The sequence below is a fragment of the Mesorhizobium sp. WSM4884 genome (genome assembly GCF_029625675.1).
GTDB lineage: Bacteria > Pseudomonadota > Alphaproteobacteria > Rhizobiales > Rhizobiaceae > Mesorhizobium.
Genome location: NZ_JARTVO010000016.1, coordinates 61553 through 87411, shown reverse-complemented (window position 1 = coordinate 87411; position 25859 = coordinate 61553). Strand labels below are relative to the sequence as shown.

The window sequence follows — 25859 nt, the reverse complement described above, 5'->3', positions numbered from 1 at the left end:
GATGGCCGGCAGGCCAGAGGGGGGCGCGAAGGAACGCCTGCTTTGATGGTTGGCTGGTTTCAGACTGGCGAAGTCGGGCCGCCAATGGCTGAAAAGTAGGGCGGGACAGCGCCCCCCTCTGGCCTGCCGGACATCTCCCCCACAAGGGGGGAGATTGGCGGTTGCAACGCCTCGCCTCATGCCGTCCCCATCCGATAAGGCGCAAGCACGGACGCCGCCGACGCGGATTTGAAGCGGTAGGCGACCCGGTCGGCGCGTTTGCCTGCCCACATCGAGGCTTGGCTCAGCCAGGGCGCCCAGGCGCCGGGGCGCAGCGCATACTGCTCGCGGCGGCGGATCACCTTCCATTTCGCGCTCAGCGTCAAAAGCTCATGCGTGAATGCCGGTTGCCCCTCGTCGTTGACGAGCTGGTAGAGGAAATAGAATAGGTTGAGCGCGCCGGCCTCGTAGCTCGGCCGCGCTGCCGCGGGCAGCGCTGCAATCCGCCCTTCCAGCGCGCGGATGAAGGCCGCCGCCCGGGCCACGGTGTCGAAGGAAACCTGATCGCCGATGGCGCGCAAATCCTCACTGTCTTCCGCCAGACCCTCGCGCTCGAGATTCTCGCCGACGATCCTGAGATGCGTGCGTCGCATCTCGCTGGTGTGCCGGCTGGTCACGCTGCCGGGATGCACGCGGTAGACCAGCAGGCTCTCCTCCATCAAGGCAGCCGGATAGAGGTCGGTGAGCCGCCGAAAGAGGTCGAAATCCTCTGCATGCTGGTAGACGCCATCATAGTGCAGATCGGCCTCGCCGATGACCCGGCGGTTGTAGACCACGGTCGGGTGGATGAAGATCGTGAAGAACTTCGACAGCACCGGGAGGCCGAGCCGGAACACCGGATCGAGCCGCCCCTTAGCGATGCGGCCGTGCAGCAGCGGATCGACGAGCGCGCCGCAGAAGCCGAGTTCCGGCCGCGCGGCAAACAGCGCCGCCTGGCGCGACAGCCGCCACGGATAGGCGAAGTCGTCGGCGTCCATGCGCGCGACGAGCTCGCCCTGCGCCACCGCCAGCCCCTCATTGAGACTGGCGACCAGACCGCGGTTCTCGCGCGAGATGATGGACACGCGGCTGTCGGCTTTGCGGGAGCGCTCGAGAATCTCCAGCGACCGGTCGGTCGAGCCGTCGTCGATGGCGATGACTTCGAGCCGGCCGTAGTCCTGCCGCAGGATCGAACCGATTGCAGCGCCGACATAGGGCTCGGCATTGTAGACCGGCAAAAGCACCGAGACGAGGGGAGCAGCGCTTGCCATTATCGTCTCGCCTCCGTATGCCGAAGGTCGAGCGCTGAACCGCCGGCCGTCGGGCTGATCCAGCTCGTCTCTCCCGGCGAGCGCGCGCGCCGTACATACGGGAAATAATGCTTGAAGCCGTTGAGCGGCTTCTCGAAGAGGGTCCAGGAGAGCGAGGCGGCGATCAGCGTGGCGGCGCCGGCGACGAGGAAACGGCCCGGTCCCTGTTCCGAGACGTTGAGCGGGATCCATGGCTGCGCCTTGACGGCATAGGCCAGAAGGATCGGATGGTAGAGATAGACGCCGTAGCTGATGCGGCCGAGCGAAAGCAGCGGCGGCAGTTCGGCCAGCCTGCCGAGCCTGCCGCCGAGGCCGTTCGAGCAGGCGGCGACGATCGCCGCCAGCGGCACCAGCGGCAGCACCTGCACCAGCACCCAGCGCGGCCACTCCCATGTCGAGCTGGCCGGCCCCGGATCGGACCAGACGACGAGCAGGAAAACCGCCGCCGGGGCCGGCCAGGAGAGCCGCATCCATTGCGGGATGTCCGCGCCCCTGGCGCGGCGCACGGCAAGCAGGGCGCCGCAGGCGAGCGCGTCCATCGAGGCTGGCGGCAAAAGGTCCCGCGCCAGCGCCGGATCGGCCGCGATCGGCCAGTAGAAGCGGTAGGCGAGCGAGAAGCAGATGACGCCGATGGTGATCGCCTCGATGCGCTTGCGCGGCGCCAGAAGCACGATCAGCGGCCAGGCGAGATAGAACTGCTCCTCGATGCTGAGGCTCCAGAAATGGCAGAGCAGCCAGGGATTCCAATCGTTGCGCAGCGCATACCAGAAATTCGAGAGATAGAGCGCATGCCAGGCGAGCGAGGATTTGGACTGTTCCAGGTCGGTGAGCCAGACGAGCCCCAGCACCGCGAAATAGGGTGGGAAGATCCGGATCACGCGCCTGGCATAGAAGGAACGCAGCGTCGGTCCCGCGGCGAATGCGTCGGTATCGCGCGCGTCCAGCAAAAGCCGGGTGATCAGGAAGCCGGAGAGCACGAAGAACAGCCGCACGCCGAGATGGCCGAGGAAGGAAGTGCCGTTCGGCGCAAGGAAATGCGCGTAGAGCACCAGCGTCACGGCAACGGCCCGCAGCGAATCGAGTTGGACGTCACGCGCGTTCGCCATCAGCGGCTTCCACAAGGTCCGCGGTGCCGGGCGGCATAGTTTGCGCAAACCCTACCGCTGCCTGCCGACGAATCTCCGAGCCGAGGGTGCGATCCTTGCCGGCCAGCGAAATGCCCACGCGGGTCAAAATAATGGCATCCTCCACCGGGCATGCCCCCAGCCCACGATTGTCGCGGTCGATGTTGCAGCGCAACACAAAATGCTTACAGCGCTGAAATAAAGATGTGATGCCGACAACCGGGGGAATAGTTTCACCCTTAAATTATGGGCTGAACCTTCCAATGGTCCCATATATTTATGGGCAGTTGGTCTGAGCTTCACGGAAGTATTTATCGCCAACGATGGTGAGAAGGTTTGCCGGCAACCACAGCGGGAAACGCCTGATACTGGATGGAGGTCTACGACGTAGCCATTGATTCTTATGTCGCTGCCTATAAAAGAGCCTTGGATTTCAATGCTTTGTGCAGCGCAGCAGGCCTCGGGGAGAGGGCGGTGGTCGTCGCCTCGCCCTGTCCCAGCATCCGCCGCCCGCTGCCTCACGACAGCGCGGCCGCCAGGCTCTATCTCCGCATCCGACCATGCTGGCGGGGAAATGGAGAGGAAGTGACGCCGACGTCGATCGCAAAACCGGAGGCGCAGCTGGGCGCCTTGCCCGTCCTCGGCCTGCTTGGCGCCATTCTATCGGTGCAGGTGGGCGCCGCCTTCGCCAAGGGCCTGTTCCCGGTCCTCGGGGCGGAGGGCACGACGATGCTGAGGCTTGCCATCGGCGCGCTGATGCTGGCGGCGGTGCTGCGGCCGTGGAAGGTGCTGCCGACGCGCCAAGGTTTGCCCTGGCTTGCCGCCTACGGCGTCACTGTTTCGGTCATGAATCTGCTCTTCTATGCCGCGCTCGAACGCATTCCGCTGGGCGTCTGCGTCGCGCTTGAATTTACCGGCCCGCTTTTCGTCGCGACGCTGGGTTCCAGGCGCCTGCTCGACCTTGTCTGGGTGCTGCTGGCGGTCGCCGGCATCGTGCTGCTTTCGCCGTTTGCTGACGTCGACCATGTGGCCGATGTCAGCCGCGGGCTCGATCCGGCGGGCGTGCTGCTCGCGCTTGCCGCAGGCTGCTGCTGGGGACTCTACATCATCTTCGCGCAGAAGGCCGGCGCCGGCCTTGGCGCCCGTACCTCGGCCTATGGCATGGCGATCGCGGCGCTTGTTGCGCTGCCCTTCGGCTTCACCGCCGCGCAACCCTATCTCACCGACCCGCATGTCATGACGGGTGCGGTCGTCGTCGGGCTGTTTTCCAGCGCGCTGCCCTTCTGGCTGGAGATGATGGTGCTGGCCAGAATGCCGGCGAAAGTCTATGGCATGATCGTCTGTCTGGAACCTGCGGGCGGCGCGCTGACAGGTTTTCTCTTCCTGCATGAGAGCTTGAGCGCCTTGCAATGCGCCGGTATCGGCGCCGTGATCGCCGCCGCTTTTGGCGCGGCCGTGACGGCGAGGGCGCCGGTTCCGTCGCCCGGCTGACGCATGTCGCAAAGTGCGCAGCGGTTTTGGGACAACGACATGCGTGAGCCAAAGAAACATATCGCCCAAAAGTGCGCAGGGGGGAAACGGCGTGCAGAAAAACAAACACTTAAAGCATGTTGCCTGAATTCGTTTCACCGCGGCGTGCTTTAAGCCGCTGGCAGGGCAAAGGAAAAAAGCCGTGCGCGCAGCTGCGCCGGACCACATCCGGTGGTTGAGATAAGACTTAGGTCTTATGCCTTTGCGGAAAAGGTCTGAGAAAACAAGACAAGGGTCGTGGGCCACTTCCCCATGACGCGCTGATTGGGGATGCTGATGCTGCGACATTGCCGGTGGGGTAGTTCGGCCGAAGGGCTGGGTGGCCGGTATGGGGAGAATGGGATGCGCGCAGCGCGCATGGGCTGCAGGCTTGGCTTGCGGGCGCTCACTGCGCTGGCGTTGTTTGTCGCGCCTCTTCAACTCTCCTTGGACGGTTCTGTCGTGACCAAGGCCTATGCCGGCAAAGGCGGCAACGGCAATGGTAATGGCGGCAACGGCAATGGCGGTGGAAATAGCGGCAACGGCGGAAATAGCGGCGGAAACGGAAATAGCGGGAACGGCGGCTCTAACGGCAATTCCGGCGGCAACAGCGGCAGCAGCGACGGCGGCGGAAATAGCGGCAGCAACAGCGGCAGCAACAGCGGCAACGGAAACAGCGGTTCGAACGGTAACGGCAATAGCGGGAACGCCGGGGGTAACAGCAACAGCGGTGGAAACATCGGCAACAGTGGTGGAACGGGCGGCAGCGTAAGCAGCGCCGGCACCGCGAACGCCAGCATCGCCGATGTCGACGATCATGTGAACGCGGCCACCGGCGACAAGGTCGAGGTCAGTGGCAACAGCATTCAGGTCACGCACCGGAACGGAATGAAGGAGAGGATCGAGAACGGCCGTTTCAGGATGGAGGACAAGTTTGGTCGCACCATCGTCGAGCGCAAGGCCACAATGGCCGATCTCAGTCGCCTGAAGAGTTTGTGAGAAGAGAGTTTGTGAGAGCGAGGTTCTATCTGGATTAGATCGTTAAGGGGCCAAAGGCCAGCGCTGCAAAATCAGGTTGCCACCTTTTGCTTCGTCTCTTCGGTCCTGATCGTCTTATGACGGAACTCCCGCTGCTCACCTTGCCCCCGCCCTTTGGCGGGGGTACTTTTTTGGGCCCTTGGGCACGATTGCCGGATAGACGGACCCTTGGCGTATGGCCCCGCAGGTCGGGGGAGAATCCATACGCAATCTAAAGTGTTACAGCGCCTTTTTGCGCCCAGGTGACGCTTGCGCCATAGGATGCCGCGGTTCGTTTGGCGTCCGCGTGGTTCTCGCGTGCCCCAGTCATAGTGAATTGCCGGCGAATTTCCAAGCGATTTGGTTAACGCTGCGGCACTCGCGGCTTCGAGCTGTTCTCCCAGTGGTTGCGACAATGGTCCCCAAGCGGCCGCAAAAAAAGTCCGACTGGACATGGCATGGGTCGTGGGCCACTTCCGTAGCCTTACCAAACTGTGAATCCTTTCCTAGTGAAGACACCGGTTCCGCCTTGGTCAGGCCGAGAGCGGAACTTCGGCAGGGCCGAGGCGGGACCGGTACAAAAAAGGACAGCATGCGCAAACCCGCCTTCCAAAGGCTTGCTCGTTTCACGCTGCGCGGCACGGCCGCGCTGGCGCTTGCTGTCGCGACTTTTCATTTCATGCCCGATAGCGCGGCCAAGTTCCTCGTGGCCACCGCTTATGCCGGCAACGGCAATGGTGGTGGAGGCAATGGTGGTGGCGGCGGCAATGGCGGCGGCAACAGCAGCGGGGGCAATTCGAGCAACGGCAACGCTGGTGGCAACAATGCCAATGCCGGTCCCGGCAACAACAGCGGCAAAGGCAACACCAACCCGGGCAAGGCAAGTCATGTCGATGCCAATACCGGCGATACCGTCGAGATCGACGGCAACAAGATCACGGTGATCCACCGCAACGGCATGAAGGAGGAGATCGAGAACGGCCGCTTCGAGATGACCGATGCGCAAGGCCGCACCATCGTCGAACGGCGGGCGACACAGGAGGATCTGGCCCGTCTGCTAAGCTTGTGAGGGTTGAGAGAAGCTACCCCCTTTTCCCATACCCTCGCATGTCACCCCCGTCTTCCGGAGGCGGGGGTGATTTGCGTTTAGGGAATAGGCAGTGGGGATTGGGCAGTAGAGTGCTTTTTTCCTATTCCCTACTGCCTAATCCCTACTGCCTGTCTTTCGCCTCATGCATCAGCAGCGCCGCTTCCGTCCGATTGCGCACGTTGAGCTTGGCGAGCACCCTGGTCATGTGGTGTTTGACCGTCTTTTCTTGCAGCGACAGCCGGGCGGCGACTTCCTTGTTGCTCAAGCCCTCGGCCACCAGCCGCAGGATTTCGGCCTCGCGGCCGGTAAGCTGGCTGAGCGGATCGGGCTTGCGACCGGTGGGCTGCAACAGGTCGGACAGCAGCCGGGCCGACAGCGTCGGCGAGACGTAGCTCTGGCCGTTGGCGACATCGCGCAGGATTTCGGCCAGCGACTTGGAGCCGACGCCCTTCAGCACGTAGCCTCGCGCGCCCGCCTTCAGCGCCTGCGCCACGTCGGCGTTGGTTTCCGAAACCGTCAGCATGACGATCTTCTGCTCGGGGACGGCGGAAAGGATGCTGGCCAGCGCATTGAGGCCGCCGCCCGGCATGCTGATGTCGAGCATCAGGATGTCGGGCGCGTTGGCGCGGACCAGCCTTTCGGCATCTTCGGCGCTGGCGCCTTCGCCTACAAGCTCGAAGCCGCCGATCTCGCCGAGGCTGCGCGCCACGCCCTCGCGGAACAGCGGATGGTCGTCGACAATGGCGATGCGGATGGGTGTGTTCACGGCTGCTCCTCGACAGACAATGTGATTACCAGTCTCGTTCCTCCAGGACCCGAAAGCGTCTCGAATTGTCCGCCGATGCTTTCGATGCGCTCCCTGAGGCCGGCGAGTCCGAGGCCTTCGCTCCTTGCGGGATCGAAGCCCGGTCCGGTGTCCTGCACCTCGACCAGCAGCTTGCCGCCCTTCATCGTGGCTCTCACCTGCTGGCCCTTGCCCTTGCCGTGCCGGTAGGCGTTGTTCAGCCCTTCCTGCACGAAACGATAGATGCTGATCTTCTCCGAGGTGCCGAGTTCCGGCAAGCGCTCCGGCAGGGTGAGCAGCACCTTGGTGTCGGTGCGGCGCTCATGCTCGGCCACCGCCAGCCGCAATATGTCGGCCACCGCCTGCGTCTCGATCTGCGGCAGCACCAGGCCGTTGCAGATGCCGCGTATCTCGCGCATCGCCTCGCCTAGCGTCTTGTGGATGCCGGCGATCTCGGCCTCGCGCTGCGGTTTCGGCGTCGACGGATCGACCAGCACCGGGCTGTCCATCCTGAGCGCGGCGAGCGCCACCAGCTGCGCGGGCCCGTCATGCAGGTCGGCGCCAATGCGTCTCAGATACCGCTCGTTGATGGCGGTGGCGCGGCGCGAGGCACGCTGCACGCGCTGGCGCAGCGACGAATTCTGCGCCAGCGCCGTCTGCAGCTCGGCGACCTTGGCCTCCAGCGCCGCGCGCTGTGTCTGGATGGTTCGGCTGCCGCGAAACACGATGCCCGACAAAAGCGCCAGCGAGGCCGCCGTGGCGGCGGCGACCACCAGCCAGCTCCACAACAGGGCGGCGCGCAGCGATTCCTCGAAGTCGCCGGACAGTTCGTAGAACTCCGTGACGGCGACGACATCGCCGGACCAAGGCTCGCGCACCGGATTGTAGATCTCGAGCAGCGGCAGGCCGAGCGCCCGTTCCTTGTCGTTTTCCTCGTCCTCCAGCTGGTTGTATTTGACCATGACGTTGCCGGCGAAGGCGGCGATCAGGTTGGGGTTCGGCTTGAACCGTTTGCCGATGAGGTCGGAATCCTTGGAATAAAGGATCGTGCCGTCGCGTCGCCACAGCTTGAACGACACCAGCCGCTTTCCCAAGGCTCCCTGTCCGAGCGTCTCGTCCAGCGCCCGCTTGACGGTGGAGTCCAACTGCTGGCTCTTGCGCAGGTCAGGCAAGAGCGGCGCGATCACGCTGTCGACATAGAGCGCGGTGGTGGTGGCGGAATTGTGCATGACACCTTGGCGGATCTGCGATGTCACCCACAGGCCCACAACCAGCATCACCGCCAGAAGCACGATGCCTCCGGCAATCACGAATTGCCAGGCCAGCGAACGCCCGCCCCAGATTTGCACAAGTCGTTTCAAGATCTCCCTGAGCATACGCATGATTCACCCCGCCGCTGGCAAGGATTATAGGCCAGGCGCAACGATTGCGACACCGACCTTGGTCCGTCCCCATGGCGAAGGTTAACCGGGCGGCTCCAGCGCCGACTGGCGAGTTAATAAAGAAACAGCTAATATTATAGCGACCCGCGGGTGCGTTCCGGCGTCGCGGCGATAGCGGCAGCTGGCGTCGAGAGGGACGGCATGCGGATCGCAATGATGGGAGCGGGCGGCATCGGCGGCTATGTCGGCGCAAGGCTCGCCGAGGCAGGGGGCGACGTCAGCTTCATTGCTCGCGGTGCGCATCTTGAAGCAATGCGCCGGAACGGCCTACGAATTCGGAGCGACACCGGCGACGTCTTCCTACCCACCGTGTCCGCGAGCGCCGCTCCGGCCGACATCGGCCCCGTCGATCTCGTGATCTTCGCGGTCAAGCTCTACGACAGCGAGACGGCCGCAGCGGCGCTGGGACCGCTGATTGCCGGCAATACCCGCGTCGTGACGTTGCAAAACGGCATCGACGGCATCGAGATTCTGCGCCGCCATGTTCGCGGCGACAAGGTGATCGGCGGCGCCACCTACCTTTCCGGTTTCATCGACAGGCCCGGAGAGGTCGTCCATTCGGGCGGGCTGCCGCACATTCTCGTTGGCGGGCATCGCGATCCCGTCATCCACGAGCTGCAGGCGCTTTGCGATCGAGCCGTCGGGCTCGAGCTGAAGCCGGTCGCCGACATCGACGGCGTGTTGTGGGAAAAGTTCGTGACGCTCGCGGCTTTCTCCGGCGGTACCTCGCTCATGCGTTCGGGGATCGGTCCGATCCTGGCGGATCCCGAAGCCCGCACCTTCATCGAGCAATTGCGTGACGAGGGGATGGCGATCGCCGCCGCGGCCGGCCACCCGTTGGCCGAAGGGTTCGAGGACCGTGTCGTCGCGAGGTGGGCCGTGCTTCCTCCACATGTGAAATCGTCGATGGCCAACGACCTCGACAGAGGCAAGCCCATCGAGGTCGCCTGGCTGTCCGGGCGCATGCACGAATTGGGTATGAAACTGGGCGTGGCGACGCCCGGCCACACCGCGGTGTTCCGCGCCCTGCATCTGCACGCATCGGGTGGGGCCGCTAGAGCAACTCGAGAAAAAGCGTGAAGACGGTTTCCGTCCGGAATTGCGTGAAAACAAAGAGTTAGAGCGGCTCCACGTTTCGGTGAACCGACGAACCGCTCTACCAGGCTCTTCGAGGTTCGAGGAAGGACATCATGGCAAGCACATCGACCGAAAGCATGCCGGTGACGATAGGTACGAAGGTCGCCGGCTCGCAGGACATGTTCAACAGGGAGCTCGACACCTACCGCAGGGTCGTGGGTGCGAACCTCATGTATCATCGCGAGGTCTATGGCCTTCTTCGCGGCCTGCTCGTCGAGCAGGCGCCGGCGTCGTTCCGGTTCCTCGATATTGCCTGTGGAGATGCCAGCGCCTCCGCGGCGATGCTGAGGACCATGGCGATCGGCAACTATGTCGGCATCGACTTGTCGGAGGCGTCGCTGCGGCTTGCGGCGCAGGCGCTCGACAGCCTTCCTTGTCCCGTCGAGCTGCGTTGCGGTGATTTCGCGCAGGCGATGGCGAAATGGTCGGAGCCGGTCGATGTGATCTGGATCGGCATGTCGCTGCATCATCTGCCGACCGAAGGCAAGGCCAGACTGATGCGGGACGCCCACAGAGCCCTGGGAGGGCTGGGTCTGTTCGCCATCTGGGAGCCGGCACTCTTCGAGGGAGAGGATCGCGCCGCCTGGCTTGCGCGCTTCTCCCTGTTGCGCGACGAATGGTCGGCCGTTTCCGACGAGGAGTTCGCGTCGATGGAAAGGCACATGCTTCTGGCCGATTTCCCGGAAACCGTCGCAACATGGCTCGCGATGGGCAGGGACGCGGGCTTTTCGCACGCGGAGGAGATTTTCACGATGCCCAACAGAATGGGCAGGGTGTTCCGCTACTGGAACTAAAGCATGTCTCCCGAAAGTGGGTACCGGTTTCGGGACAAAGACATGCGTAAAATCAAAACCTAAAGCGCATGGAGCGAATCTGAAAGATCGCGACGCGCTTTAATGCATGTCGCCCAAAGTGCGCAGCGGTTTTGGGGCGAACGACATGCAAAAAGCGAAGATGTTAAGAGCGTCGTATCCGTTTTCGAACGCGCTTTGGTCGGCGCGTCAGGCGAGCATCTCATCCAAGCGGAAACCGCCGCGAATGACGTGATGGGCCAGGATGCCAACACTCAAGATGGCGCCAGGACGCTCGCGCCACCCTCGTGGCCGCCCTTCAGAGGGAGCGGCTGGTCACCGAGCAGCACCCTGACCACGACCTCACGAGCATCGCGGGGATCAAGAGAGTGCTTGGCGATCAGGTCGCTACATTCGGTGACGATCTGGTCGGCGTCCTGCATGACCTTGAGCTGCTTGTAGCGATCGTGCCGGTGCAACCCCATGCTTTCACCAACCACTTCAAGGATATTGATGATGCGGAATGGCCAATCGCGCTCGTGTGCACACAGTTCGCGATGATCGGAATGATAAACAGCGACCAGCGCGTCGACGCCCGCGTCACGCGCCGCTTGAAGTTCCCTAAGCTGCAACTCGCGCTTGAACTTTGGAAGTGCGCCGACATGCACGCTCTGCAGACCCACAGCCGGCTGGTTCAGATCGACAAGTTCGATACCGGGGACGGTCTTCAGGATTCCGGTGGCGGCTTCCACGACGCCGGCTACGCCAGGATGCTTGTGCAATGCGACGCGCATCTCGACCCTGCGCCGCAGGTGCGGCTTCAGCTGCGCCAGCCGATCGCCAAGGAACCCCATGAACGGGTTCATCTCGAACGGGCGGGAGCCACGCTGTCGTTCCACCGTCGGCAGAATGGTTTCGGTGAACTGGATGTAGCAAGTTGGACACCAGGTGATCACCTGTCCCGACCTGGAGTGCGACAGCTTCTCCATGCTGTTCGACCCAAGGCGGCCGGCCATCTCGGCGTCGCCGGACCTGAGCTGCGAAATGCCGCAGCAATGGCTGGGGCCACCCATGACCTGGTAGCTGACGCCGAGCACGTCCATGATATCGAGGGCAAGCAAGGCGATATGCGGCGTCTTGAGCACGTTGCAGCCGGTGTAGAAGACGAAATCCGCCGTCTTGGCGGGCATGGATGCCGACGCTGACTTTTGACCCAGCCGCTCCAGCATCTCCGCATCGAGTTGCAAACGCGACAGCATCGTCACACCGCGGCTGACCTCGCGGTATCTCTCCACGCCTTGCCGGCGTCGTTCAGCAAGCTCTTTTTCGGACTTCGCAATGCCAAGTCGTGCCATGGCAAGGAGAAAGCGTGGATTGACGCCGTAATCGCACGCCTTGATACATTCTCCGCTGAGCATGCAGGAGGCTGCCCATTTACGGGACGTCTCCGGACCGTCACCGGTGCGGACAAGATCAAGAATACCGCCGATGAGGTCTTCGGGCTGCGCATCCGAGATGCCGGCGGGCGCCACGCTTGGACAAACCCCAACGCACTTGCCACATCGCGTGCAGGCGTCAAGCATATCCTGGACGCGTTCGCCCAGAGCCGCCTCGAAGGATGTCTCGTTCACCAGGGGCATCGCCGACTCCGAGTCTGCTGACGGATGGGCCGTACGCGCGCATTGGCAGACCAGAAACTAGCATGACAATCGGCAATCTTGAAGCACGAGGCTTTCGTCCGCCGCCTGGGACAGCTGCGCGAGGTGAGATCCGCGGCTGCGGGAAATCTCGAAGTGGTTTCCACGACTTGCCGAGGCGGCTGGGTCGTTCCTCGAGGATGCCTTGCTTGCGATGGAACGGCGGATAGGGCGGCCGCGTTCTATGTCGCTATGTCGAACGGGTCTCATCCCGACAAGGCCGAAATGGCGGCCGTGGTCACGCTCGCGGAGGCGGAGCGCCAGGCACGCGCTGAAAAAAACGCCAGGCTGAAATATCTGCGCACGCACGCCTCATGGCTGGTGCTCGATCCCGATGCGCTCTTCCGCGACGAGATCGATTGCTCGGCGCTGTTCGGCGATATACCGATGCCGAAGGTGGGCTCGTCCTAACCGGCAAACACCCTCGGACTACCACGCCATCTCCAGCCGCTCGACGGAATCTGCGCGCGATTTCTCGATCAGCCGCGCCGCGGCCAAGGGCGCCAGGATCACGAGGAAGGCCGTGATATAGAGGAAGATCGACAACGCCAGGTCGGTCCCGCTGTGGTCGTAGCAGACAGCAAATTCCATGGCGCTTTACTCCGTTTGAACCCGCATGCTGCGCATGTGGTTTCATGAACAAGTCGAGCATGATCCTGATTTGCATTGAATACAACGGATTGCTAATTTTAATTGGGTTGTTAGCGGGGGCTTGGCGGGATGTTCCTGCCGTTCTTCCATTGGCCGTCGGCCCACCAGCGCCGCCGGCTGGGCAAATGGAGAAGGGTGGCGCTGTTCGCGCCTTTCATCCTGCTTTGCGCCTACGTCGTCGACGGCTCGATCGGCATCCACTTCGCTTCGCCGTTGTCGTTGCTGCGCCACCTTGCCGCCTTTCCCAACTGCGCCACCGCCCGCTTGGTCGGCCTTGCGCCGGCACGCGCCGGAGAGCCCGGCTACTGGCCGACGCACGACGCCGACCACGACGGCATCGCATGCGAGCGCTGGTACGCAGGATATGGGGCGAATGCGAGCGGGGTGAGGGTGCACCGCCATTGGCGTACGGGCAGATAGGATCGAGCGATATCCCTCTTGACGATCGACCCGCGGTTGCTCGTCCGAGATGGCCGGCTACGGAACGGCGAAGCTACTTGCGTGGCGGCTCGAACAGCTCGATCGGATTGCCGGCGGGGTCGTCGAGCAGGATCTGCCTGCCGCCGATTCCGGCAACGGTGTCATTGCGAAACCGGGCGCCGAGGGCCTTCAAACGGGCGACCTCGTCCTCGATATCCGCAACCTCGATCTGGATTCGGTTCCAACCGCCGGGTGCCGGCTTGCGGCCGTCGGGCATCGGCTGGGATGCGCCGCCCGGCCCGGTCGTTGCGTTGATCAGCAGTCGAAGGTCGCCTTTGTCCAGCATGGCGAAACTCGGCGCCGGATGCATCACGACGGAGAAGCCGAGCGCTTTCGTGTAGAACGCGATGGCCGCGTCCACATCGTCGACAATGTAGCGGACATTCACTGTTGCCATGGTCTTGCTCCTTTCAGGTCAAAGCAAGGATCGTGCTCGCCGCCGCCAGCAAAACGACCACGATCCACGGGGGTGCCCTCCAGACGGTGAGCAGGAGAAAGCCCGCCAGCGCCAGCGCGAAGTCGCCTGGCACGCGGATGGCGCTGGTCCAGACCGGGTTGTAGAGGGCGGCGCCCAGAATTCCGACGACGGCCGCGTTCGCGCCGCGCATCGCCGCCTGGGCCATCGGCCTTGAGCGAAAGTCGTCCCAGAACGGCAGCGCTCCGACGACCAGCAGCAGCCCGGGCAGGAAGAGCGCGACAAGCGCGATCGTCGCCCCGGCGATGCCGTTCGGCGCCGGCCCCATGACCGCTCCGAGATAGGCCGCGAAGGTGAAGAGCGGACCCGGCACCGCCTGGGCCGCGCCATAGCCGGCGAGGAAGGCGTTGTTGTCCACCCAGCCGGGTGCAACGACCTGCGCCTGCAGCAAGGGCAGAACCACATGTCCGCCGCCGAAGACCAGCGAACCCGCGCGATAGAAGGCTGCGAAGAGAGCGATGGCCTGGGCCTGTCCCGCAAGCAGCATCGACAGCACGAAGAGCAGGGCGAAGGCACCGAGCGCCAGCATGCCGAACGTTTTGGAAACACGCAAATGCAACTCACCGATCGCCGGCGTGCTTCCGCTTCGGCACAGCCATAATCCGGCAAGGCTTCCAAGAGCGATCGCGGCGATCTGGGCGACGGAGCTGGCCGCGAAAGTTACGATCAGCACCGCCGTAAGCGCGATTGCCGCCCGTTCCCGATCCGGCGTGAGGCTCCGCGCCATGCCCCACACCGCTTGCGCGACGACCGCAACGGCCACCACCTTCAGGCCGTGCAACAGGCCGGCCTCGGCCGTTCCCGCGAAAGCGGACGATCCATAGGCGAAGAGAACGAGCAGGATGGCGGAAGGCAGCGTGAAGCCGATCCAGGCGGCCGCCGCGCCCAACGGACCGGCGCGCAGCATTCCGAGCGCAAACGCCACCTGGCTGCTTGCGGGGCCAGGCAGGAACTGGCAGAGCGCCACGATGTCGGCGTAGCCTTCCTCGTCGATCCATTTACGCCGGAGCACCAATTCGTCGCGGAAATAGCCGAGATGGGCGATCGGCCCGCCGAACGAGCTCACGCCCAGTTTGGTGAAAGCCGCGAGCACCTCCCAGGCCGCGCCGGTCGGGAATGCGGTGACCCGATGTGTCGGTTCAGACGCTGCGTCCTGAGACGACTTCACGAAACAGCTCCCTGATCTTGTCCTGCGCGGCCGCCAGCCCCTCGAGGCCATGACGGGTGGCTGTGTAGAGGCGTCGTTGCGACCGGCCTGTTCGCTCGATGCGTGACTCGAGATAGCCCTTGCGCTCCATGGCATGCAGCATCGGATAGAGTGTGCCGGGACTGACGCGGTAACCGTGGCGCGCCAGTTCCTCGATCATCCATTGCCCGTAGAGATCGCCTTCGGCCGCGTGGTGCAGGATGTGAAGCCTTATGAATCCTGCCAACAGCTCCTGGTGCTGCATCGCCACCGCCACTCCACACTATCGAGTTTCGATATCGGGAACCGATAATATCCTTGCGAGTTGAGTTTGCAACCGCCGGACCACCGGCGGGTGGATCAGCAACGGAAGGAGCTCCCTCATGGCAAGTGAACGCGACAAAGACCCCCGTCACCACACGCACAACATGCAAATCCGGCTGCAGGAGACGATGGATCACCTGCGCCAGGATATCGCCAAGGTGGATGAGCCGCAGTTGAGGGCTATGTTCGAAACCGCCGCCGAGGTGCTGGGCGGACTGAAAAAGGCGTTCAGCGACTACGAGAAGAAGAACGAGACGGCTTGGCGATAAAACTCAGGCGCAGTCCTTGAGCTCGACCACTTCGACGCCGAGACGGAAAGCCTGGCCGTCGGCATAGGAACGCGCATATTGCTCGGCCTCGAAGGGGAAGGTCAGCGTGGTGCCGTAGGCGGTGACGCGCACCGTCCACTTCTGGCCCTTGACGAGTTCAACGCCGTGAAGCTTCGCCGTCACCATCTCACCCTCCTCCAGTCCGGCATGCCGCAACGCACCCATAACGTCGCGGAAGTCATTTGAGTACAAATAATCCGACCGAATTATGTCGCTGCCACGTCGATTCCGACATTCGGGCCATCCCTTCCGTGAAATGGATCACGTTCGGCCCGGCCGGAACCCGGTCGGGTCCAGGGTGTTGGAGCTATGAAATCGAAGAGGAGGTCGTCATGATCCGCAAGCTGAAGTCCGGCGAATACCGTCTCTATTCGCGTAAAGTGGATCCGAGGACCGGCAAGCGCCGGAACCTCGGCACCTTCAAGTCGCGCGAGGCCGCCGAGAAGCACGAGCGCGAGGTTCAGTACTTCAAGCGGCACTAGTTTCTCGCGACGATCGACCGGGATGGATACGCAAGGCCAACCAGAACTGCTGGCGTTCCGTCCATTGCTACATCCTACCCTGGGGGATAGGATAATCGTATGACGATACACAGCTCCCATCCCGACATCATCGCCCGACTCAAGCGCGCGCATGGCCATCTCGCCGCGGTGCTCGCCATGTTCGAGCAGGGACGCTCCTGCCTCGACCTCGCGCAACAGCTTCATGCCGTCGAAAGCGCGGTCGGCAACGCCAAGCGCGAGCTGATCCACGACCACATGGAGCATTGCCTGGTCGAAGGCGGCGAGCCGACCAGGGACACGCTCAAGGAACTGAAGCAGCTCACCAAATATCTGTGAGGCCGCCATGTGGGCAAGAATTCTGGACTGGTTCGGGTTCGGGGCTCATGGTCACGACCATGGCGGGCACAGCCATGATCATCATGGCCCGCACGGCCACACCCATGGCGTGATCGACGCCACGATCGCCACCACCGATCGCGGCATATGGGCGATCAAATGGTCGTTCGTCATCCTGGCGATCACGGCCGCCTTGCAGGTTGTCGTCGTCGTGTTTTCGGGAAGCGTGGCGCTGCTTGCCGACACCATCCACAACATGGCCGACGCGACCACCGCCATCCCGCTTTGGATCGCCTTCGTGCTGGCGCGCCGCAAGCCGACCCGGATCTTCACCTACGGCCTCGGCCGGGTGGAGGATTTGGCCGGCATCGTCATCGTGCTCATCATCCTGGCGAGCGCGATTGTCGCCGGATACGAGGCGATGGACCGCCTGCTCAATCCCCAGCCAGTGCGGTTCCTCGGCTGGCTCGCGGCTGCCGGCGTCGTCGGCTTCCTCGGCAACGAGGCGGTGGCCGTGTTCCGCATCCGCGTCGGCCGTGAGATCAACAGCGCCGCGCTGATCGCCGACGGCTATCACGCCCGCACAGACGGATTGACCAGCCTCGCCGTCGTCGTAGGTGCGATCGGCGTCTGGCTTGGCTTTCCGCTAGCGGACCCGATCATCGGCCTCATCATCACCGTCGCCATCTTCGGCATCGTCTGGCAGTCGGCGCGCTCTGTGCTGACCCGCATGCTCGACGGGGTGGAGCCCGGATTGGTCGACGAGATCCATCACGCTGCCGAACATGTCGTGGGCATCGAGAAGGTGGCCGAGGCGAAGGCCCGCTGGCTCGGCCACAAGCTGCATGTCGACGTGGCGATCGCGGTCAATGACGGGCTGCTGCTCGCCGCCGCGAACAACATCGCCGCATCGCTGAAAGCCGAGCTTTTCGCGCACATTCCGGCGCTCGACATCGCCACGGTCCGTTTCGCCGAGTCGGGCGCCGAAGGTGCTCACCATCACGCGCCCGACCCGTTCCTGGTGTCGGGCAAGCTCGCCAGCGGGCTCCTGGAGATCGTCGACACGCCGCAGGGCGAGCGCATGCGCCTGCGCCTGTCGCGCCATGCCGAGGGCCTGCAGGCGAACGTCGCCATCGAGCGGCCGGGCGGCACGGTCGAGCGCCTGCCGCTGTCGCCGGTCGCCGGCGACCACCACTACCTGCAGAGCCTGGCCGCCCCGGCCGAGCCGCACGAATTCAGCGCCAGGCTGCAGCTTTCCGCCGGCGCCGACAGCGAGGATCTGCCCTTCGCCATGGCGGAGCCGGAAGGCCACCAGCACGGGCACATGCATGGATGATACAGGCGCTCTTCGACTACCAGCGCGAGATCTACCTGGCGGTGGCGCAGCACCTCAAATCCTTCGCCGCTGACGGCAACTGGCTTGCCCTGTTTGCTGTGTTGCCGATGGGCGTGGTGTTCGGCGCGGCCCACGCGCTGACGCCGGGCCACAGCAAAACGCTGCTTGCCGCCTATATCACCGGATCGCAAGTGAAGCTGTCGCGAGGGTTGCTGGTATCGCTGGCACTTTCCCTCACGCATATCGCGCTTGCCGTCCTGATTGCGCTGCTGGCGCTGCCAGTGGTCTCGATTGCGCTGGGCAGCGTCGGCCGCGCTCCGGCGCTGGAAGTTCTCAGCCGCGGGCTGCTCGGGCTCGTAGGCGCTTGGATGATCTGGCGCGCGCTGCGCGGCCGTCACCAACATCATGCCCATGAAGGGGAAGCGTTTGGTATCATGGCGGGGCTTATCCCGTGTCCGTTGACGCTTTTCGTGATGACCTTCGCGATAGCGCGCGGAGTGCCGTGGGCGGGTATCGTCTTCGCGATAGCCATGATGGCCGGTGTGGCGGTTACCCTTGGTATCGTCGTTGGCCTGGCTGTCCTGTTTCGCAGAGGCTCCGCCGTCGTTCTTCAGCGCTTCGGCTCCAGTACCGCGCGTATCTCGACGCTATTGGAGATCGGAACAGGATTGATCCTGGTCGGCGCCGCGGTGCGCCAGTTCTTGGTTGCTTGAGGCCGCTGGCTTTTGCGTTCAGAGGTGGCTGAATTCTGGTCGCGCAGCCCGAAATCGGGCTGTTTTCTGCCGTCTTGCGGACAGGCGCAGCCTCATCGCTCTTCGGGCGGCTTGATATGGCGGAAAGCCCAAAGCAAGGCCAGGTCATAGACGATCTTGAGGGCACCGCAGATCACCAGAGGCCAAGCTTCGAATCCCGCAGCAAATAGCGCGCCGGCAATGGCGGGGCTAGCAGCGGCGGCGAGGCTGCGTGGCACCGAGGTGACGCTCGCCGCCGCGGGCCGCTCGGGTGGCGTGACGACCGCCATCACATATGAGGAGCGGGTCGGCACGTCCATCTGGGACAGCGCCGCGCGTACGAGAAGAAATGCCAGGGAGGCATCGAGGTTCGGCACCAGGGCAGCCAGGATCAGGCAAATGCTTGACGGGATGTGAGTGAACACCATCGTGTTCACAAGCCCGATGCGGTTCGACAGCCATGCGGCGACCGGAAATGAAACCGCCGACAAAACACCCGACCAGAAAAAGAACACCCCGGCAGTCGATAGCGAAAGCCCAAACTTGCTGAACAGCCACAGAGCCATGAGCGACTGCACCGCGAAACCGCCGGCGAACGCATCGATGCTGAACAGGGCCGCCAGCTTGTAAACAATGGTGCGCGACGGCCCAAGTGCCCCGGCGGGCCGCTCCTGTGCAGACGTTTTCGGACCAGCTGGAATGCGCGCGTACACCGTGCCCCCCGCCACGCCAAGAACGGCATAGAGGACAAACATTGCCTTCAGCGCCGTGATCCGCGACATGCCGATCGTCACCAGGAAGTCCGGACTGGTTGCGGCAAGGGCGCCAAGCGCTGCCGCCAGTGCGCCCAACAGGCTGTAGCGTGCGAAAGCCTTGGTGCGATCTGCATCCGCGACGAGACGCGACAAGACGGCATGCTCCAGCGGCACAAAGATGCTGACGCTGCCGGAGGAGGGGTTGATCGTGCCCAGAAAGGCCACGAGCAAAACGACTGCATAAGTGCTCGATCTTGCGTAGGCCAGCCCGGTTGCGATCATCAGGCCGGATGCAGCCAATAGCAGGCTGCGCCGGTCTGCCCGCACCGCCAGGAACCCGATGCCGAGCGTCAGCAGTGCCGAACCAAGGAGCGCGACGGTGGCGACAACGCCAATCTCGAGAGGTCCAAGCCCGATCGACGCCAGGTATACCGGCAAGAGTACCGCGGCAAAGCCGTCGCCAAAGTCTCGAAAGGCCCGCGCCGCGTATATATCCGCGGCACGGCCTCCTTTCCTCCCATGGCCGGCTTCCTCGACACCGTCCGGGCCAACGCGGTTGCCTTCGGAATTTCGAAGGGACTGTGCCAAAGATCAGCTACCCGTCTTGAGGTGCACTTGATCGAGCGCCAGCTTCAGCCCTTTGGCCAACTTCCCAACGTCGTCATTCGCCCAGAAATGCATGAAGAACAGCCGGGGTTGGTCGTCGAGCATATGGTTGTGCACGGCCGTCACCTCTATTCCACTTTCCCGCAAGGCTCTTAGCACCGGATTCACTTCGGAAGCGATCAGAACGAAATCGCCGGTGATCGCCGCCTTGCCACTCCCGGTCGGCTGAAAGTTGATGGCGATCGCAGAGCCCATTGCGTCAGGCACTTCCATACCGTCATCCTTGATGGACTCCGCACGCGGGATGCTGACCTGATAGACACCGCCATTGACCTTGCCCTTGCGGCCAAGCGCCTGGTCGATGGTCGACGTATCGAGATCAATCGCCTTCGAAGCAGCGGTGGCACTCGCCGGTGTGTCCGAAAGCGGCGTCGCACTCTGCTGCAGCGCCGAATGCAGCGCTGTGGCCAACTTTTCCGGATCGCCATGCCCCAGGACATGCATGTACATCGTCTCCGGCTGAGCCCTCCGCAGGTGATTGTGGAGCGCCGTGACCTCGATGCCGCTTTCGATCAGTTTCGTCATCACCGGGCTGATCTCGGATTCGGTCAACACGAGATCACCCATCACCATGGCATCGTGATCGCCCATGGGCTTGAATGCGAGCCACGAGCCGAGCGCCAAGGCCGGTTTGAGCTCCACTCCGTCGAGCGTAACCTTCAGATCCGAACGAGGCAGTCCGACCCGATAGACGCCACCCGATGCCTCTGTGCCGGATTTCCCCAGCGCCCGCGCTACCGCTTTCCAGTCAGGTGCAGCAAGGGAAGGCTGGGTAATTCCGAGGCAGGCTGCAAACGCGAACGCAGCTATGATTTTTCCATGCATGATTTGCTCCTGTGCTCAGCCCCAGGTGCCCAAATGGAAAACGCCCGCGGTTCCACAATTGCCAACGTTCTCGCGCAATTGTGATACGCACTCCGCGGTTACGCTGCCGGCTGTGCTTCTCGCCATTCGGCACGATGCCTAAAGCCCGTGGCGATCTTTCAAATTCGTTCCATGCGCCTTAGGTTTTTGATTTTACGCCTGTCTTTGTCCCGAAACGGGTTCCCACTTTTGGGAGGCGTGCCTGAGCATAAGGCGCATTGCCTGCAGCTACCCGAATGCAACGCACCTTGGGCCGCGGTTTGATTGCGCCTGGGTGGTAGCGGTTATTCGAAATCGGGTTCAGATTTCCGGATCGTCGAGGATGCGACGGAGCGTGCTGCGGCCGAGCGCGCTCATGGCCGGGTTGGTATTTTGATAATACCATACCAAGCCCATCGCTTGCTGGAACGCCCACGCCGCTCCGCGTTTCCACTCGATGGTGCTTGATCGAAGATGAATGCGCACCGTCTCGCGCCGGTCGCGATCAAGAAGATGCCATGCGGCGACGAGGTCCAGCGCAGGGTCGGCCGGTCCGAAGCTGCCGCAGTCGAGCACGCCGACAAGGCGTTCCCCTCGCACGAGGAGGTTGGCCGGAATGAGATCCCCGTGGTTCATGACATCGGGGCCGGACGGCGGCAATTCGCGCAGATCGGCCCACTTGCGGCGGAGCCGCGGCACGTCGAGGATATCCTCGCTGTTCCTGAAGCAGATCGACATCCAGTCGTCATGGTCGGGAAGATGTCCGCCCCTTCCCCGCCGATCGAAGCGGCGGCCCCTGGTGTCCGCCGCGCGCAATGAAGCGATAAGCCTGGCAATGTCGAGCGCGAAGGTCGCCGAATTTGCAAGCCCGTCCGGCGTGGCGGCATCACCGTCTATCCAGCTCTGCAGCGCCCACGGCATCGGGTAGCGCGGGCCGGGTCTGCCAATACCGAGCGGTCGAGGAGCGGCAAACGGGGAATGCCGTGCAAATTCGGCCATGGCTGCGGCCTCGCTGTTCAGTATGTTGACGCACTCGATCGGGTCCGCGAAGCGCAGGGGAAATCTCGCCGCCACGCTCGATCCAATCCGGAAGATCGCATTGACGGTCCCGATCGCGCCGAGCGGCTCGACCCGCTGATGGCGATATTGCGGGAATTGGTCGGAGATCATATCGCGAACGATGTCTGCATCGATATGAACCTGATCGCTGTGCATCATGCTGCTGATGTTTCCATGCCAGTATCAAATGTTGGGTCTAATTCATGTCGCCCGAAATGCGCAGCGTCCGCGGGACAGCCAATCTGCCGAATATTGGCGCCGGTATGTGTTCGGAAATGAGACCGGCGGCAAGCCGCGATTAGAAAACGCTAACGGAACGGAAACGCCTCGCTGCTATGGTTCTACGTTGCGGCAGGGGAGGCTGAACCCCGCCGAGGAAGTTCGGGACAAGTATACCATGGCCACCTTTCCCCATGTCGAGCGCCGCCTTTATGCGCGAGAGTTCGTGCTGAAGGAGGCGACCATCGTCACCGGCGACGCCAGTATCAGGTGCTCCATCCGCAACCAGCATGAGCATGGCGCCGAGCTGCGCGTCGGCGCGCAGGTGGAGCTGCCGGACCGTTTCACGCTCATTGTTCCCGACGACGATGCCGTCTATCGCGCCGTTGTGCGCTGGCGGCGCAACGAGCGCGTCGGCGTGCAGGTCTACAGCAATTCGATGAAGGGCTGACGGCCTCAACGCCTGATCTGCGTCGGTCGGTCAAGCTGTTGCTGATTCAATCTTTGTCCGCCCGGGTGCAGTCGGATATCGTCGCATCGCCGGCTGGAGAGGATCATGAACGTCTTGCCCGAAGTGCTCGGAGCCACGGAGCTGTCCAACGGATTTCTCGGCAATCTGGTTCAGGTCTGCTTCGTCACACGCGACTGCCGTCGCATGATGGAGGGTTTTGTCAGGCTCGGAATCGGCCCCTGGACGATCCGGACGGTCGACGCCTCGAACCTCAAGGCTACCTATCGCGGCCGGCCGGCTGATTTCTCGGTCAAGGTTTGCCTCGCCAACAGCCAGAATATGAACTGGGAGATCATCGAGCCGGTCAACGGACAGTCGATCTACGCGGAGTTCCTGGATCGGCACGGCGAGGGCATCCAGCATCTCGCCTTCAACTGCAACGGGATCGACTACGAGGAGCGCGTCCGGCAGTTCGAGGAGCGCGGCTATGCGGCGGTGCAGGCCGGCACCATATTCAACGGCATCGACTTCCACTATTTTTCGGCCGGGGACGATTTGCGGATCACCGTCGAAATCTACCGTGTGCCCACTGGGTTTGTGTTTCCGCAGCCCGAGGAGTGGTATCCCGCGCCTCCGCCCGTGGCCTGATCAAAAATAGCGGCGCACGCTCGCCTTGTAGGTGCGGTAGGCCTCGCCGAACTTGCGCTCCAGATAGGCTTCCTCGCGCAGCACCACTCCGGAATGCAGGATGAGGAACACCGGAACGAGAGCAAGCACGCCCCACCATGTGTCGAAGATGAGACCGATCCCCAGGAGCAGGCCCATCAGGCCGACATAGAGCGGGTTGCGGCTGAAGCCGAACGGGCCGCCGGTGACGATCGCCAGCGTCGGTTTCGTCGGATCGATATTGGTGCCGCCGTGCCGCATCGTCATGCGCCCCCAGGCGATGATGGCGATCGCCAGGGCCGCCAGCACGATGCCCAGCGCCATGGTCAGCGGCCTGCCGCCGATCGCGAGCGGCCAGACATAGCGCAGCACAAGCATCAGGATCACCGCCACGAGGAAAAGCAGCGGCGGGAACACCGCGACGCCGGGATTGTCCTTCTCGCCGTTCATGGCCATCTCCGCTGGTCCGAACCCTAAATTTGGAGCTTCGTCGGAGGTTCAAGAAGCTTCCGGTTTCGACCGGGCTTTTTTTCTAGCTGTCAGCCGTCTCCAGCTTGGATCGTATGGAGCCGATGGCTTTTTCGATGGCCTCGGCGGCTTGCAGATCCAACGCAATGTCCAACAGGCCATCCGTTGTCCGGATCGAGAGGATGCCTATGTGCCCCTTCTCGTCCTTGACTGTGCCGACATGGATTTCGGTCGGCACGAAAGGGGGCGCCTTGTCCCTGCTATTCATCGTTCACCTATGTTGACGGGGGACGAACGACAATCGCGCAAACCGCTTACCCGTTCAAGCGGGCTTAGGTTGTATCCGTGTCAGCCGATGTCGGCTTCGCCAACTGGATTTTTGGATGGCGCGGGCGCTTTGCAGGCACATGCCGGCTGCACGCGGTACGCGCCGCTAACAACAGGCGCTTGCGCCGCAGCACGACGCGCTGGCGGCTTTCTGTTCTTCCAGCCAGCGGTCGCGCGGCTTGCAGCTTGCCGGCCGTGGTGACAGCTCGACCTCGACGGTATCGCCAACCAATGCCGGTTGGGCCGCTCGGTGAAGTTCCATCGGCCGGATGCCGTCGCTGATTTCGAAGGTCAACTTGGCCGACGGGTCGAGGGCCACATGGTCTGCCACCTTGCGGATGATCGCGGTAAACTTGCCGGCCGCCATATGGACCGGCCCACCTTCGTCGACGTCCCACAGCTGCACGAAAATCTCCGACCAGGCTTCCGGATTGGCGCCGCAATCCAGCGCCGAGAACTGTCCCGCCTTGACCTCGGTCACGTGATAGCCCGACTTTACCGGCCGGCCGTCATAGCGGAACACCAGCGGTTTTTCCTTGTGGTCGGCCAGCGCGTCGAGCAGATCGCCGATGGTGAGATCCGATGGGTCCATGGCGAGGGCAGGGGCTATTTTACGGTTGTCAGGAGAGAGCATGTCGGCTATTCCTCATTTCAACATTTCAAGGATTATTGAAATATGGATGAACGTCAAGCCCTGACCGCCTTTGGCGCGCTGTCGCAGGAGACCCGGCTGCAGCTGCTGCGATTGCTGGTCGTCGCAGGGCCGGAAGGCATCGCCGCCGGCTCGCTCGCCGAACAGGTCGCGGTTTCGCCGTCCAATGTCAGCTTCCATCTCAAGGAGCTGGAGCGCGCCGGCCTGGTGAGCGCGCGACGTGACGCGCGCTCGATCGTCTACAGCGCGGAATACGATGCGCTGTCCAGCCTGATCCGCTTCCTGATGGAGGATTGCTGCTCCGGCCGGCCGGAAATCTGCGCGCCGGCGCTTGCCGCGCCTTGCTGCCTGCCGGAGGAGGGGACCCGGCAATGACATCCTTCGACCTTCGTCGCCGGGTTGTCGCCGAAGCGCTGGGCACCGGTCTTCTGGTCGCGACCGTGGTCGGCTCCGGCATCATGGCCGAGACGCTGACGCATGATGTGGCGCTGGCGCTGCTCGGCAACACGCTCGCGACCGGCGCCATGCTGGTGGTCTTGATCACCATTCTCGGGCCGATCTCCGGCGCGCATTTCAATCCGGCCGTCTCGCTGGTGTTCTGCCTCAACCGGTCGCTGCCGGCCCGCGATTTCGCCGCCTACCTGGCCGCGCAGGTCGTCGGCGGCATTGCCGGCACCGTCGCGGCGCATCTCATGTTTTCCCTGCCGGTTCTGGAAGTCGCGACGAAGCTCCGTGCCGGACCCGCGCAGTGGTTCTCCGAAGCGGTCGCTACCTTCGGGCTGGTCGCGGTCATTCTCTCAGGCCTCCGGTTCGAGCAACGCGCCGTACCATGGCTGGTCGGCCTCTACATCACCGCCGCCTATTGGTTCACCGCCTCCACTTCTTTCGCCAATCCGGCGGTCGCGCTGGCGCGCTCGCTCACCGACACCTTTTCCGGCATCAGGCCGGCCGATCTGCCGGGCTTCATCGTTGCCGAGCTGCTCGGCGCCTTGATCGCGTCGGCGCTGATGGGCTGGCTGCTGAGGCCTGAAACCGTTCAGCAATCCGAACCACTGAAAGCCAAACCATGACGGTCACGATCTATCACAATCCCGCCTGCGGCACCTCGCGCAACACGCTCGCCATGATTCGCGCCAGCGGCGAGGAGCCGGTGGTGATCGAATATCTGAAGACGCCGCCGAGCCGCGAGCGGTTGCTGGACCTGATCTCGGCGATGGGGATCACCCCGCGCGAGCTGCTGAGGGAGAAGGGAACGCCTTATGCGGAACTTGGCCTCGCCGATCCGAAATGGAGCGACGACCAATTGATCGATTTCATGCTGGCCCACCCGATCCTTATCAACCGGCCGATCGTCGAGACGCCCAAGGGCACAAGGCTCTGCCGGCCGTCGGAGGCGGTGCTTTCGCTGCTCGACAATCCCGTGCGCGAATTCGTCAAGGAAGATGGCGAGAAGGTCGCCTATATGCCTCCGGCCTAATGCATG

General features: G+C 63.3%; 34 protein-coding genes. 17 read left to right on the top strand and 17 right to left on the bottom strand.

Annotated elements, in window-relative coordinates:
- Window positions 1–176 precede the first annotated feature (176 nt).
- From P9236_RS22865 to P9236_RS22855, 3 genes are read right to left on the bottom strand one after another with little or no spacing between them, the layout of a single operon-like run.
- Window positions 177–1289, bottom strand: coding sequence for a glycosyltransferase family A protein (locus P9236_RS22865; RefSeq protein WP_278076835.1), 1113 nt, complete (start codon window positions 1287–1289; stop codon window positions 177–179).
- Window positions 1289–2434 (bottom strand): acyltransferase, encoded by a 1146-nt coding sequence (locus P9236_RS22860; RefSeq protein ID WP_278076834.1) that lies wholly within the window; start codon window positions 2432–2434, stop codon window positions 1289–1291. The genes P9236_RS22865 and P9236_RS22860 overlap by 1 nt, the downstream gene beginning before the upstream one ends.
- Complete coding sequence (locus P9236_RS22855; protein ID WP_278076832.1) at window positions 2418–2627, bottom strand: hypothetical protein; 210 nt, start codon at window positions 2625–2627, stop codon at window positions 2418–2420. Before P9236_RS22855 ends, P9236_RS22860 begins: the two co-directional genes overlap by 17 nt.
- Window positions 2628–3037: 410 nt before the next feature.
- On the opposite strand from P9236_RS22855, the gene P9236_RS22850 reads away from it, so the two are divergent.
- From P9236_RS22850 to P9236_RS22840, 3 genes are all read left to right on the top strand, one after another.
- The gene (locus tag P9236_RS22850; protein ID WP_278076830.1) at window positions 3038–3943 is read left to right on the top strand and encodes a DMT family transporter; all 906 of its coding nucleotides are present in this window, start codon (window positions 3038–3040) and stop codon (window positions 3941–3943) included.
- Window positions 3944–4324: 381 nt separating this feature from the next.
- Entirely contained in the window at window positions 4325–4960 is a 636-nt protein-coding gene (locus P9236_RS22845) for a hypothetical protein (protein ID WP_278076829.1), read from the top strand.
- Window positions 4961–5570: 610 nt separating this feature from the next.
- Window positions 5571–6047: a hypothetical protein gene (locus P9236_RS22840; protein ID WP_278076828.1), complete on the top strand. Its 477-nt coding sequence runs from the start codon at window positions 5571–5573 to the stop codon at window positions 6045–6047.
- A 142-nt stretch (window positions 6048–6189) separates the two neighbouring features.
- On the opposite strand, the gene P9236_RS22835 is transcribed toward P9236_RS22840, so the two are convergent.
- Both P9236_RS22835 and P9236_RS22830 read right to left on the bottom strand, forming a co-directional pair.
- A complete protein-coding gene (locus P9236_RS22835) occupies window positions 6190–6834 on the bottom strand; it encodes a response regulator transcription factor (protein WP_278076827.1) in 645 nt (214 codons plus the stop codon).
- Window positions 6831–8228: a sensor histidine kinase gene (locus tag P9236_RS22830; RefSeq protein ID WP_278076887.1), complete on the bottom strand. Its 1398-nt coding sequence runs from the start codon at window positions 8226–8228 to the stop codon at window positions 6831–6833. Before P9236_RS22830 ends, P9236_RS22835 begins: the two co-directional genes overlap by 4 nt.
- A gap of 207 nt (window positions 8229–8435) precedes the next feature.
- On the opposite strand from P9236_RS22830, the gene P9236_RS22825 reads away from it, so the two are divergent.
- Both P9236_RS22825 and P9236_RS22820 read left to right on the top strand, forming a co-directional pair.
- Window positions 8436–9374, top strand: a complete 939-nt coding sequence (locus P9236_RS22825; protein ID WP_278076826.1) for a 2-dehydropantoate 2-reductase — start codon at window positions 8436–8438, stop codon at window positions 9372–9374.
- A 110-nt stretch (window positions 9375–9484) separates the two neighbouring features.
- Complete coding sequence (locus P9236_RS22820) at window positions 9485–10225, top strand: class I SAM-dependent methyltransferase (RefSeq protein ID WP_278076825.1); 741 nt, start codon at window positions 9485–9487, stop codon at window positions 10223–10225.
- A gap of 272 nt (window positions 10226–10497) precedes the next feature.
- Here the strand turns inward: P9236_RS22820 and P9236_RS22815 are convergent, their stop codons facing one another.
- On the bottom strand, window positions 10498–11862 hold the full coding sequence (locus tag P9236_RS22815; RefSeq protein ID WP_278076824.1) for a (Fe-S)-binding protein: 1365 nt from the start codon (window positions 11860–11862) through the stop codon (window positions 10498–10500).
- A gap of 282 nt (window positions 11863–12144) precedes the next feature.
- Between P9236_RS22815 and P9236_RS22810 the strand changes: the two genes are divergently transcribed.
- A complete protein-coding gene (locus P9236_RS22810; RefSeq protein WP_278076822.1) occupies window positions 12145–12330 on the top strand; it encodes a hypothetical protein in 186 nt (61 codons plus the stop codon).
- An 18-nt stretch (window positions 12331–12348) separates the two neighbouring features.
- Here the strand turns inward: P9236_RS22810 and P9236_RS22805 are convergent, their stop codons facing one another.
- Complete coding sequence (locus P9236_RS22805) at window positions 12349–12510, bottom strand: hypothetical protein (protein ID WP_278076821.1); 162 nt, start codon at window positions 12508–12510, stop codon at window positions 12349–12351.
- A 129-nt stretch (window positions 12511–12639) separates the two neighbouring features.
- Here P9236_RS22805 and P9236_RS22800 point away from each other — a divergent pair, with 129 nt between their 5' ends.
- Complete coding sequence (locus P9236_RS22800; protein WP_278076820.1) at window positions 12640–12990, top strand: excalibur calcium-binding domain-containing protein; 351 nt, start codon at window positions 12640–12642, stop codon at window positions 12988–12990.
- A 73-nt stretch (window positions 12991–13063) separates the two neighbouring features.
- Here the strand turns inward: P9236_RS22800 and P9236_RS22795 are convergent, their stop codons facing one another.
- From P9236_RS22795 to P9236_RS22785, 3 genes are read right to left on the bottom strand one after another with little or no spacing between them, the layout of a single operon-like run.
- Window positions 13064–13447, bottom strand: a complete 384-nt coding sequence (locus P9236_RS22795; protein WP_278076818.1) for a VOC family protein — start codon at window positions 13445–13447, stop codon at window positions 13064–13066.
- A gap of 13 nt (window positions 13448–13460) precedes the next feature.
- Window positions 13461–14618: a chromate efflux transporter gene (chrA, locus tag P9236_RS22790; protein ID WP_278076886.1), complete on the bottom strand. Its 1158-nt coding sequence runs from the start codon at window positions 14616–14618 to the stop codon at window positions 13461–13463.
- Between the two features lie 46 nt (window positions 14619–14664).
- A complete protein-coding gene (locus P9236_RS22785; protein WP_278076817.1) occupies window positions 14665–14976 on the bottom strand; it encodes a PadR family transcriptional regulator in 312 nt (103 codons plus the stop codon).
- Between the two features lie 118 nt (window positions 14977–15094).
- Between P9236_RS22785 and P9236_RS22780 the strand changes: the two genes are divergently transcribed.
- Entirely contained in the window at window positions 15095–15304 is a 210-nt protein-coding gene (locus P9236_RS22780) for a hypothetical protein (RefSeq protein ID WP_278076816.1), read from the top strand.
- 3 nt (window positions 15305–15307) lie between these two features.
- Here the strand turns inward: P9236_RS22780 and P9236_RS22775 are convergent, their stop codons facing one another.
- Entirely contained in the window at window positions 15308–15490 is a 183-nt protein-coding gene (locus P9236_RS22775) for a hypothetical protein (protein WP_210324999.1), read from the bottom strand.
- A 206-nt stretch (window positions 15491–15696) separates the two neighbouring features.
- On the opposite strand from P9236_RS22775, the gene P9236_RS22770 reads away from it, so the two are divergent.
- From P9236_RS22770 to P9236_RS22755, 4 genes are all read left to right on the top strand, one after another.
- On the top strand, window positions 15697–15846 hold the full coding sequence (locus P9236_RS22770) for a hypothetical protein (RefSeq protein ID WP_095770090.1): 150 nt from the start codon (window positions 15697–15699) through the stop codon (window positions 15844–15846).
- Window positions 15847–15945: 99 nt separating this feature from the next.
- Window positions 15946–16203 carry a metal-sensing transcriptional repressor gene (locus P9236_RS22765; protein ID WP_071036188.1) on the top strand — a complete coding sequence of 86 codons (258 nt, stop codon included), beginning with the start codon at window positions 15946–15948 and terminating at the stop codon, window positions 16201–16203.
- A gap of 7 nt (window positions 16204–16210) precedes the next feature.
- Window positions 16211–17539, top strand: a complete 1329-nt coding sequence (locus tag P9236_RS22760; RefSeq protein ID WP_278076815.1) for a cation diffusion facilitator family transporter — start codon at window positions 16211–16213, stop codon at window positions 17537–17539.
- Window positions 17536–18252 carry a sulfite exporter TauE/SafE family protein gene (locus P9236_RS22755; protein ID WP_278076814.1) on the top strand — a complete coding sequence of 239 codons (717 nt, stop codon included), beginning with the start codon at window positions 17536–17538 and terminating at the stop codon, window positions 18250–18252. The genes P9236_RS22760 and P9236_RS22755 overlap by 4 nt, the downstream gene beginning before the upstream one ends.
- Before the next feature lie 92 nt (window positions 18253–18344).
- Here the strand turns inward: P9236_RS22755 and P9236_RS22750 are convergent, their stop codons facing one another.
- From P9236_RS22750 to P9236_RS22740, 3 genes are all read right to left on the bottom strand, one after another.
- Window positions 18345–19517, bottom strand: a complete 1173-nt coding sequence (locus tag P9236_RS22750) for an MFS transporter (RefSeq protein ID WP_278076885.1) — start codon at window positions 19515–19517, stop codon at window positions 18345–18347.
- Window positions 19518–19616: 99 nt separating this feature from the next.
- Window positions 19617–20516 carry a DUF1259 domain-containing protein gene (locus P9236_RS22745; protein WP_278076813.1) on the bottom strand — a complete coding sequence of 300 codons (900 nt, stop codon included), beginning with the start codon at window positions 20514–20516 and terminating at the stop codon, window positions 19617–19619.
- 339 nt (window positions 20517–20855) lie between these two features.
- Entirely contained in the window at window positions 20856–21704 is an 849-nt protein-coding gene (locus P9236_RS22740) for an aminoglycoside phosphotransferase family protein (RefSeq protein WP_278076884.1), read from the bottom strand.
- A 286-nt stretch (window positions 21705–21990) separates the two neighbouring features.
- Here P9236_RS22740 and P9236_RS22735 point away from each other — a divergent pair, with 286 nt between their 5' ends.
- A complete protein-coding gene (locus P9236_RS22735) occupies window positions 21991–22263 on the top strand; it encodes a PilZ domain-containing protein (protein WP_278076812.1) in 273 nt (90 codons plus the stop codon).
- Between the two features lie 105 nt (window positions 22264–22368).
- Window positions 22369–22911, top strand: coding sequence for a VOC family protein (locus tag P9236_RS22730; RefSeq protein WP_278076811.1), 543 nt, complete (start codon window positions 22369–22371; stop codon window positions 22909–22911).
- Here P9236_RS22730 and P9236_RS22725 read toward each other — a convergent pair whose 3' ends face one another.
- The 3 genes from P9236_RS22725 to P9236_RS22715 all read right to left on the bottom strand — a co-directional run bounded on the left by P9236_RS22725 (window position 22912) and on the right by P9236_RS22715 (window position 24358).
- Complete coding sequence (locus P9236_RS22725; protein ID WP_278076810.1) at window positions 22912–23379, bottom strand: isoprenylcysteine carboxylmethyltransferase family protein; 468 nt, start codon at window positions 23377–23379, stop codon at window positions 22912–22914.
- An 82-nt stretch (window positions 23380–23461) separates the two neighbouring features.
- Window positions 23462–23635 (bottom strand): hypothetical protein, encoded by a 174-nt coding sequence (locus P9236_RS22720; RefSeq protein ID WP_278076809.1) that lies wholly within the window; start codon window positions 23633–23635, stop codon window positions 23462–23464.
- Between the two features lie 195 nt (window positions 23636–23830).
- On the bottom strand, window positions 23831–24358 hold the full coding sequence (locus P9236_RS22715) for a DUF6428 family protein (RefSeq protein ID WP_278076807.1): 528 nt from the start codon (window positions 24356–24358) through the stop codon (window positions 23831–23833).
- Between the two features lie 42 nt (window positions 24359–24400).
- Here P9236_RS22715 and P9236_RS22710 point away from each other — a divergent pair, with 42 nt between their 5' ends.
- Genes P9236_RS22710 through arsC form a run of 3 tightly spaced genes read left to right on the top strand, consistent with a single transcriptional unit; the run spans window position 24401 to window position 25853 of the window.
- Window positions 24401–24751: a metalloregulator ArsR/SmtB family transcription factor gene (locus P9236_RS22710; protein WP_278076806.1), complete on the top strand. Its 351-nt coding sequence runs from the start codon at window positions 24401–24403 to the stop codon at window positions 24749–24751.
- On the top strand, window positions 24748–25446 hold the full coding sequence (locus P9236_RS22705) for an MIP/aquaporin family protein (protein ID WP_278076805.1): 699 nt from the start codon (window positions 24748–24750) through the stop codon (window positions 25444–25446). The genes P9236_RS22710 and P9236_RS22705 overlap by 4 nt, the downstream gene beginning before the upstream one ends.
- On the top strand, window positions 25443–25853 hold the full coding sequence (gene arsC / locus P9236_RS22700) for an arsenate reductase (glutaredoxin) (protein WP_278076804.1): 411 nt from the start codon (window positions 25443–25445) through the stop codon (window positions 25851–25853). Before P9236_RS22705 ends, arsC begins: the two co-directional genes overlap by 4 nt.
- The last annotated feature ends 6 nt before the right edge of the window (window positions 25854–25859 follow it).

Coding starts and splice junctions, on each gene's coding strand:
- P9236_RS22865 (WP_278076835.1), bottom strand. CDS start 1,289: ATGGCAAGCGCTGCTCCCCTCGTCTCGGTGCTTTTGCCGGTCTACAAT.
- P9236_RS22860 (WP_278076834.1), bottom strand. CDS start 2,434: ATGGCGAACGCGCGTGACGTCCAACTCGATTCGCTGCGGGCCGTTGCC.
- P9236_RS22845 (WP_278076829.1), top strand. CDS start 4,325: ATGCGCGCAGCGCGCATGGGCTGCAGGCTTGGCTTGCGGGCGCTCACT.
- P9236_RS22840 (WP_278076828.1), top strand. CDS start 5,571: ATGCGCAAACCCGCCTTCCAAAGGCTTGCTCGTTTCACGCTGCGCGGC.
- P9236_RS22830 (WP_278076887.1), bottom strand. CDS start 8,228: ATGCTCAGGGAGATCTTGAAACGACTTGTGCAAATCTGGGGCGGGCGT.
- P9236_RS22825 (WP_278076826.1), top strand. CDS start 8,436: ATGCGGATCGCAATGATGGGAGCGGGCGGCATCGGCGGCTATGTCGGC.
- P9236_RS22820 (WP_278076825.1), top strand. CDS start 9,485: ATGGCAAGCACATCGACCGAAAGCATGCCGGTGACGATAGGTACGAAG.
- P9236_RS22815 (WP_278076824.1), bottom strand. CDS start 11,862: ATGCCCCTGGTGAACGAGACATCCTTCGAGGCGGCTCTGGGCGAACGC.
- P9236_RS22810 (WP_278076822.1), top strand. CDS start 12,145: ATGGCGGCCGTGGTCACGCTCGCGGAGGCGGAGCGCCAGGCACGCGCT.
- P9236_RS22805 (WP_278076821.1), bottom strand. CDS start 12,510: ATGGAATTTGCTGTCTGCTACGACCACAGCGGGACCGACCTGGCGTTG.
- P9236_RS22800 (WP_278076820.1), top strand. CDS start 12,640: ATGTTCCTGCCGTTCTTCCATTGGCCGTCGGCCCACCAGCGCCGCCGG.
- P9236_RS22795 (WP_278076818.1), bottom strand. CDS start 13,447: ATGGCAACAGTGAATGTCCGCTACATTGTCGACGATGTGGACGCGGCC.
- P9236_RS22785 (WP_278076817.1), bottom strand. CDS start 14,976: ATGCAGCACCAGGAGCTGTTGGCAGGATTCATAAGGCTTCACATCCTG.
- P9236_RS22780 (WP_278076816.1), top strand. CDS start 15,095: ATGGCAAGTGAACGCGACAAAGACCCCCGTCACCACACGCACAACATG.
- P9236_RS22775 (WP_210324999.1), bottom strand. CDS start 15,490: ATGGTGACGGCGAAGCTTCACGGCGTTGAACTCGTCAAGGGCCAGAAG.
- P9236_RS22770 (WP_095770090.1), top strand. CDS start 15,697: ATGATCCGCAAGCTGAAGTCCGGCGAATACCGTCTCTATTCGCGTAAA.
- P9236_RS22765 (WP_071036188.1), top strand. CDS start 15,946: ATGACGATACACAGCTCCCATCCCGACATCATCGCCCGACTCAAGCGC.
- P9236_RS22760 (WP_278076815.1), top strand. CDS start 16,211: ATGTGGGCAAGAATTCTGGACTGGTTCGGGTTCGGGGCTCATGGTCAC.
- P9236_RS22755 (WP_278076814.1), top strand. CDS start 17,536: ATGATACAGGCGCTCTTCGACTACCAGCGCGAGATCTACCTGGCGGTG.
- P9236_RS22745 (WP_278076813.1), bottom strand. CDS start 20,516: ATGCATGGAAAAATCATAGCTGCGTTCGCGTTTGCAGCCTGCCTCGGA.
- P9236_RS22740 (WP_278076884.1), bottom strand. CDS start 21,704: ATGATCTCCGACCAATTCCCGCAATATCGCCATCAGCGGGTCGAGCCG.
- P9236_RS22735 (WP_278076812.1), top strand. CDS start 21,991: ATGGCCACCTTTCCCCATGTCGAGCGCCGCCTTTATGCGCGAGAGTTC.
- P9236_RS22730 (WP_278076811.1), top strand. CDS start 22,369: ATGAACGTCTTGCCCGAAGTGCTCGGAGCCACGGAGCTGTCCAACGGA.
- P9236_RS22725 (WP_278076810.1), bottom strand. CDS start 23,379: ATGAACGGCGAGAAGGACAATCCCGGCGTCGCGGTGTTCCCGCCGCTG.
- P9236_RS22715 (WP_278076807.1), bottom strand. CDS start 24,358: ATGCTCTCTCCTGACAACCGTAAAATAGCCCCTGCCCTCGCCATGGAC.
- P9236_RS22710 (WP_278076806.1), top strand. CDS start 24,401: ATGGATGAACGTCAAGCCCTGACCGCCTTTGGCGCGCTGTCGCAGGAG.
- P9236_RS22705 (WP_278076805.1), top strand. CDS start 24,748: ATGACATCCTTCGACCTTCGTCGCCGGGTTGTCGCCGAAGCGCTGGGC.
- arsC (WP_278076804.1), top strand. CDS start 25,443: ATGACGGTCACGATCTATCACAATCCCGCCTGCGGCACCTCGCGCAAC.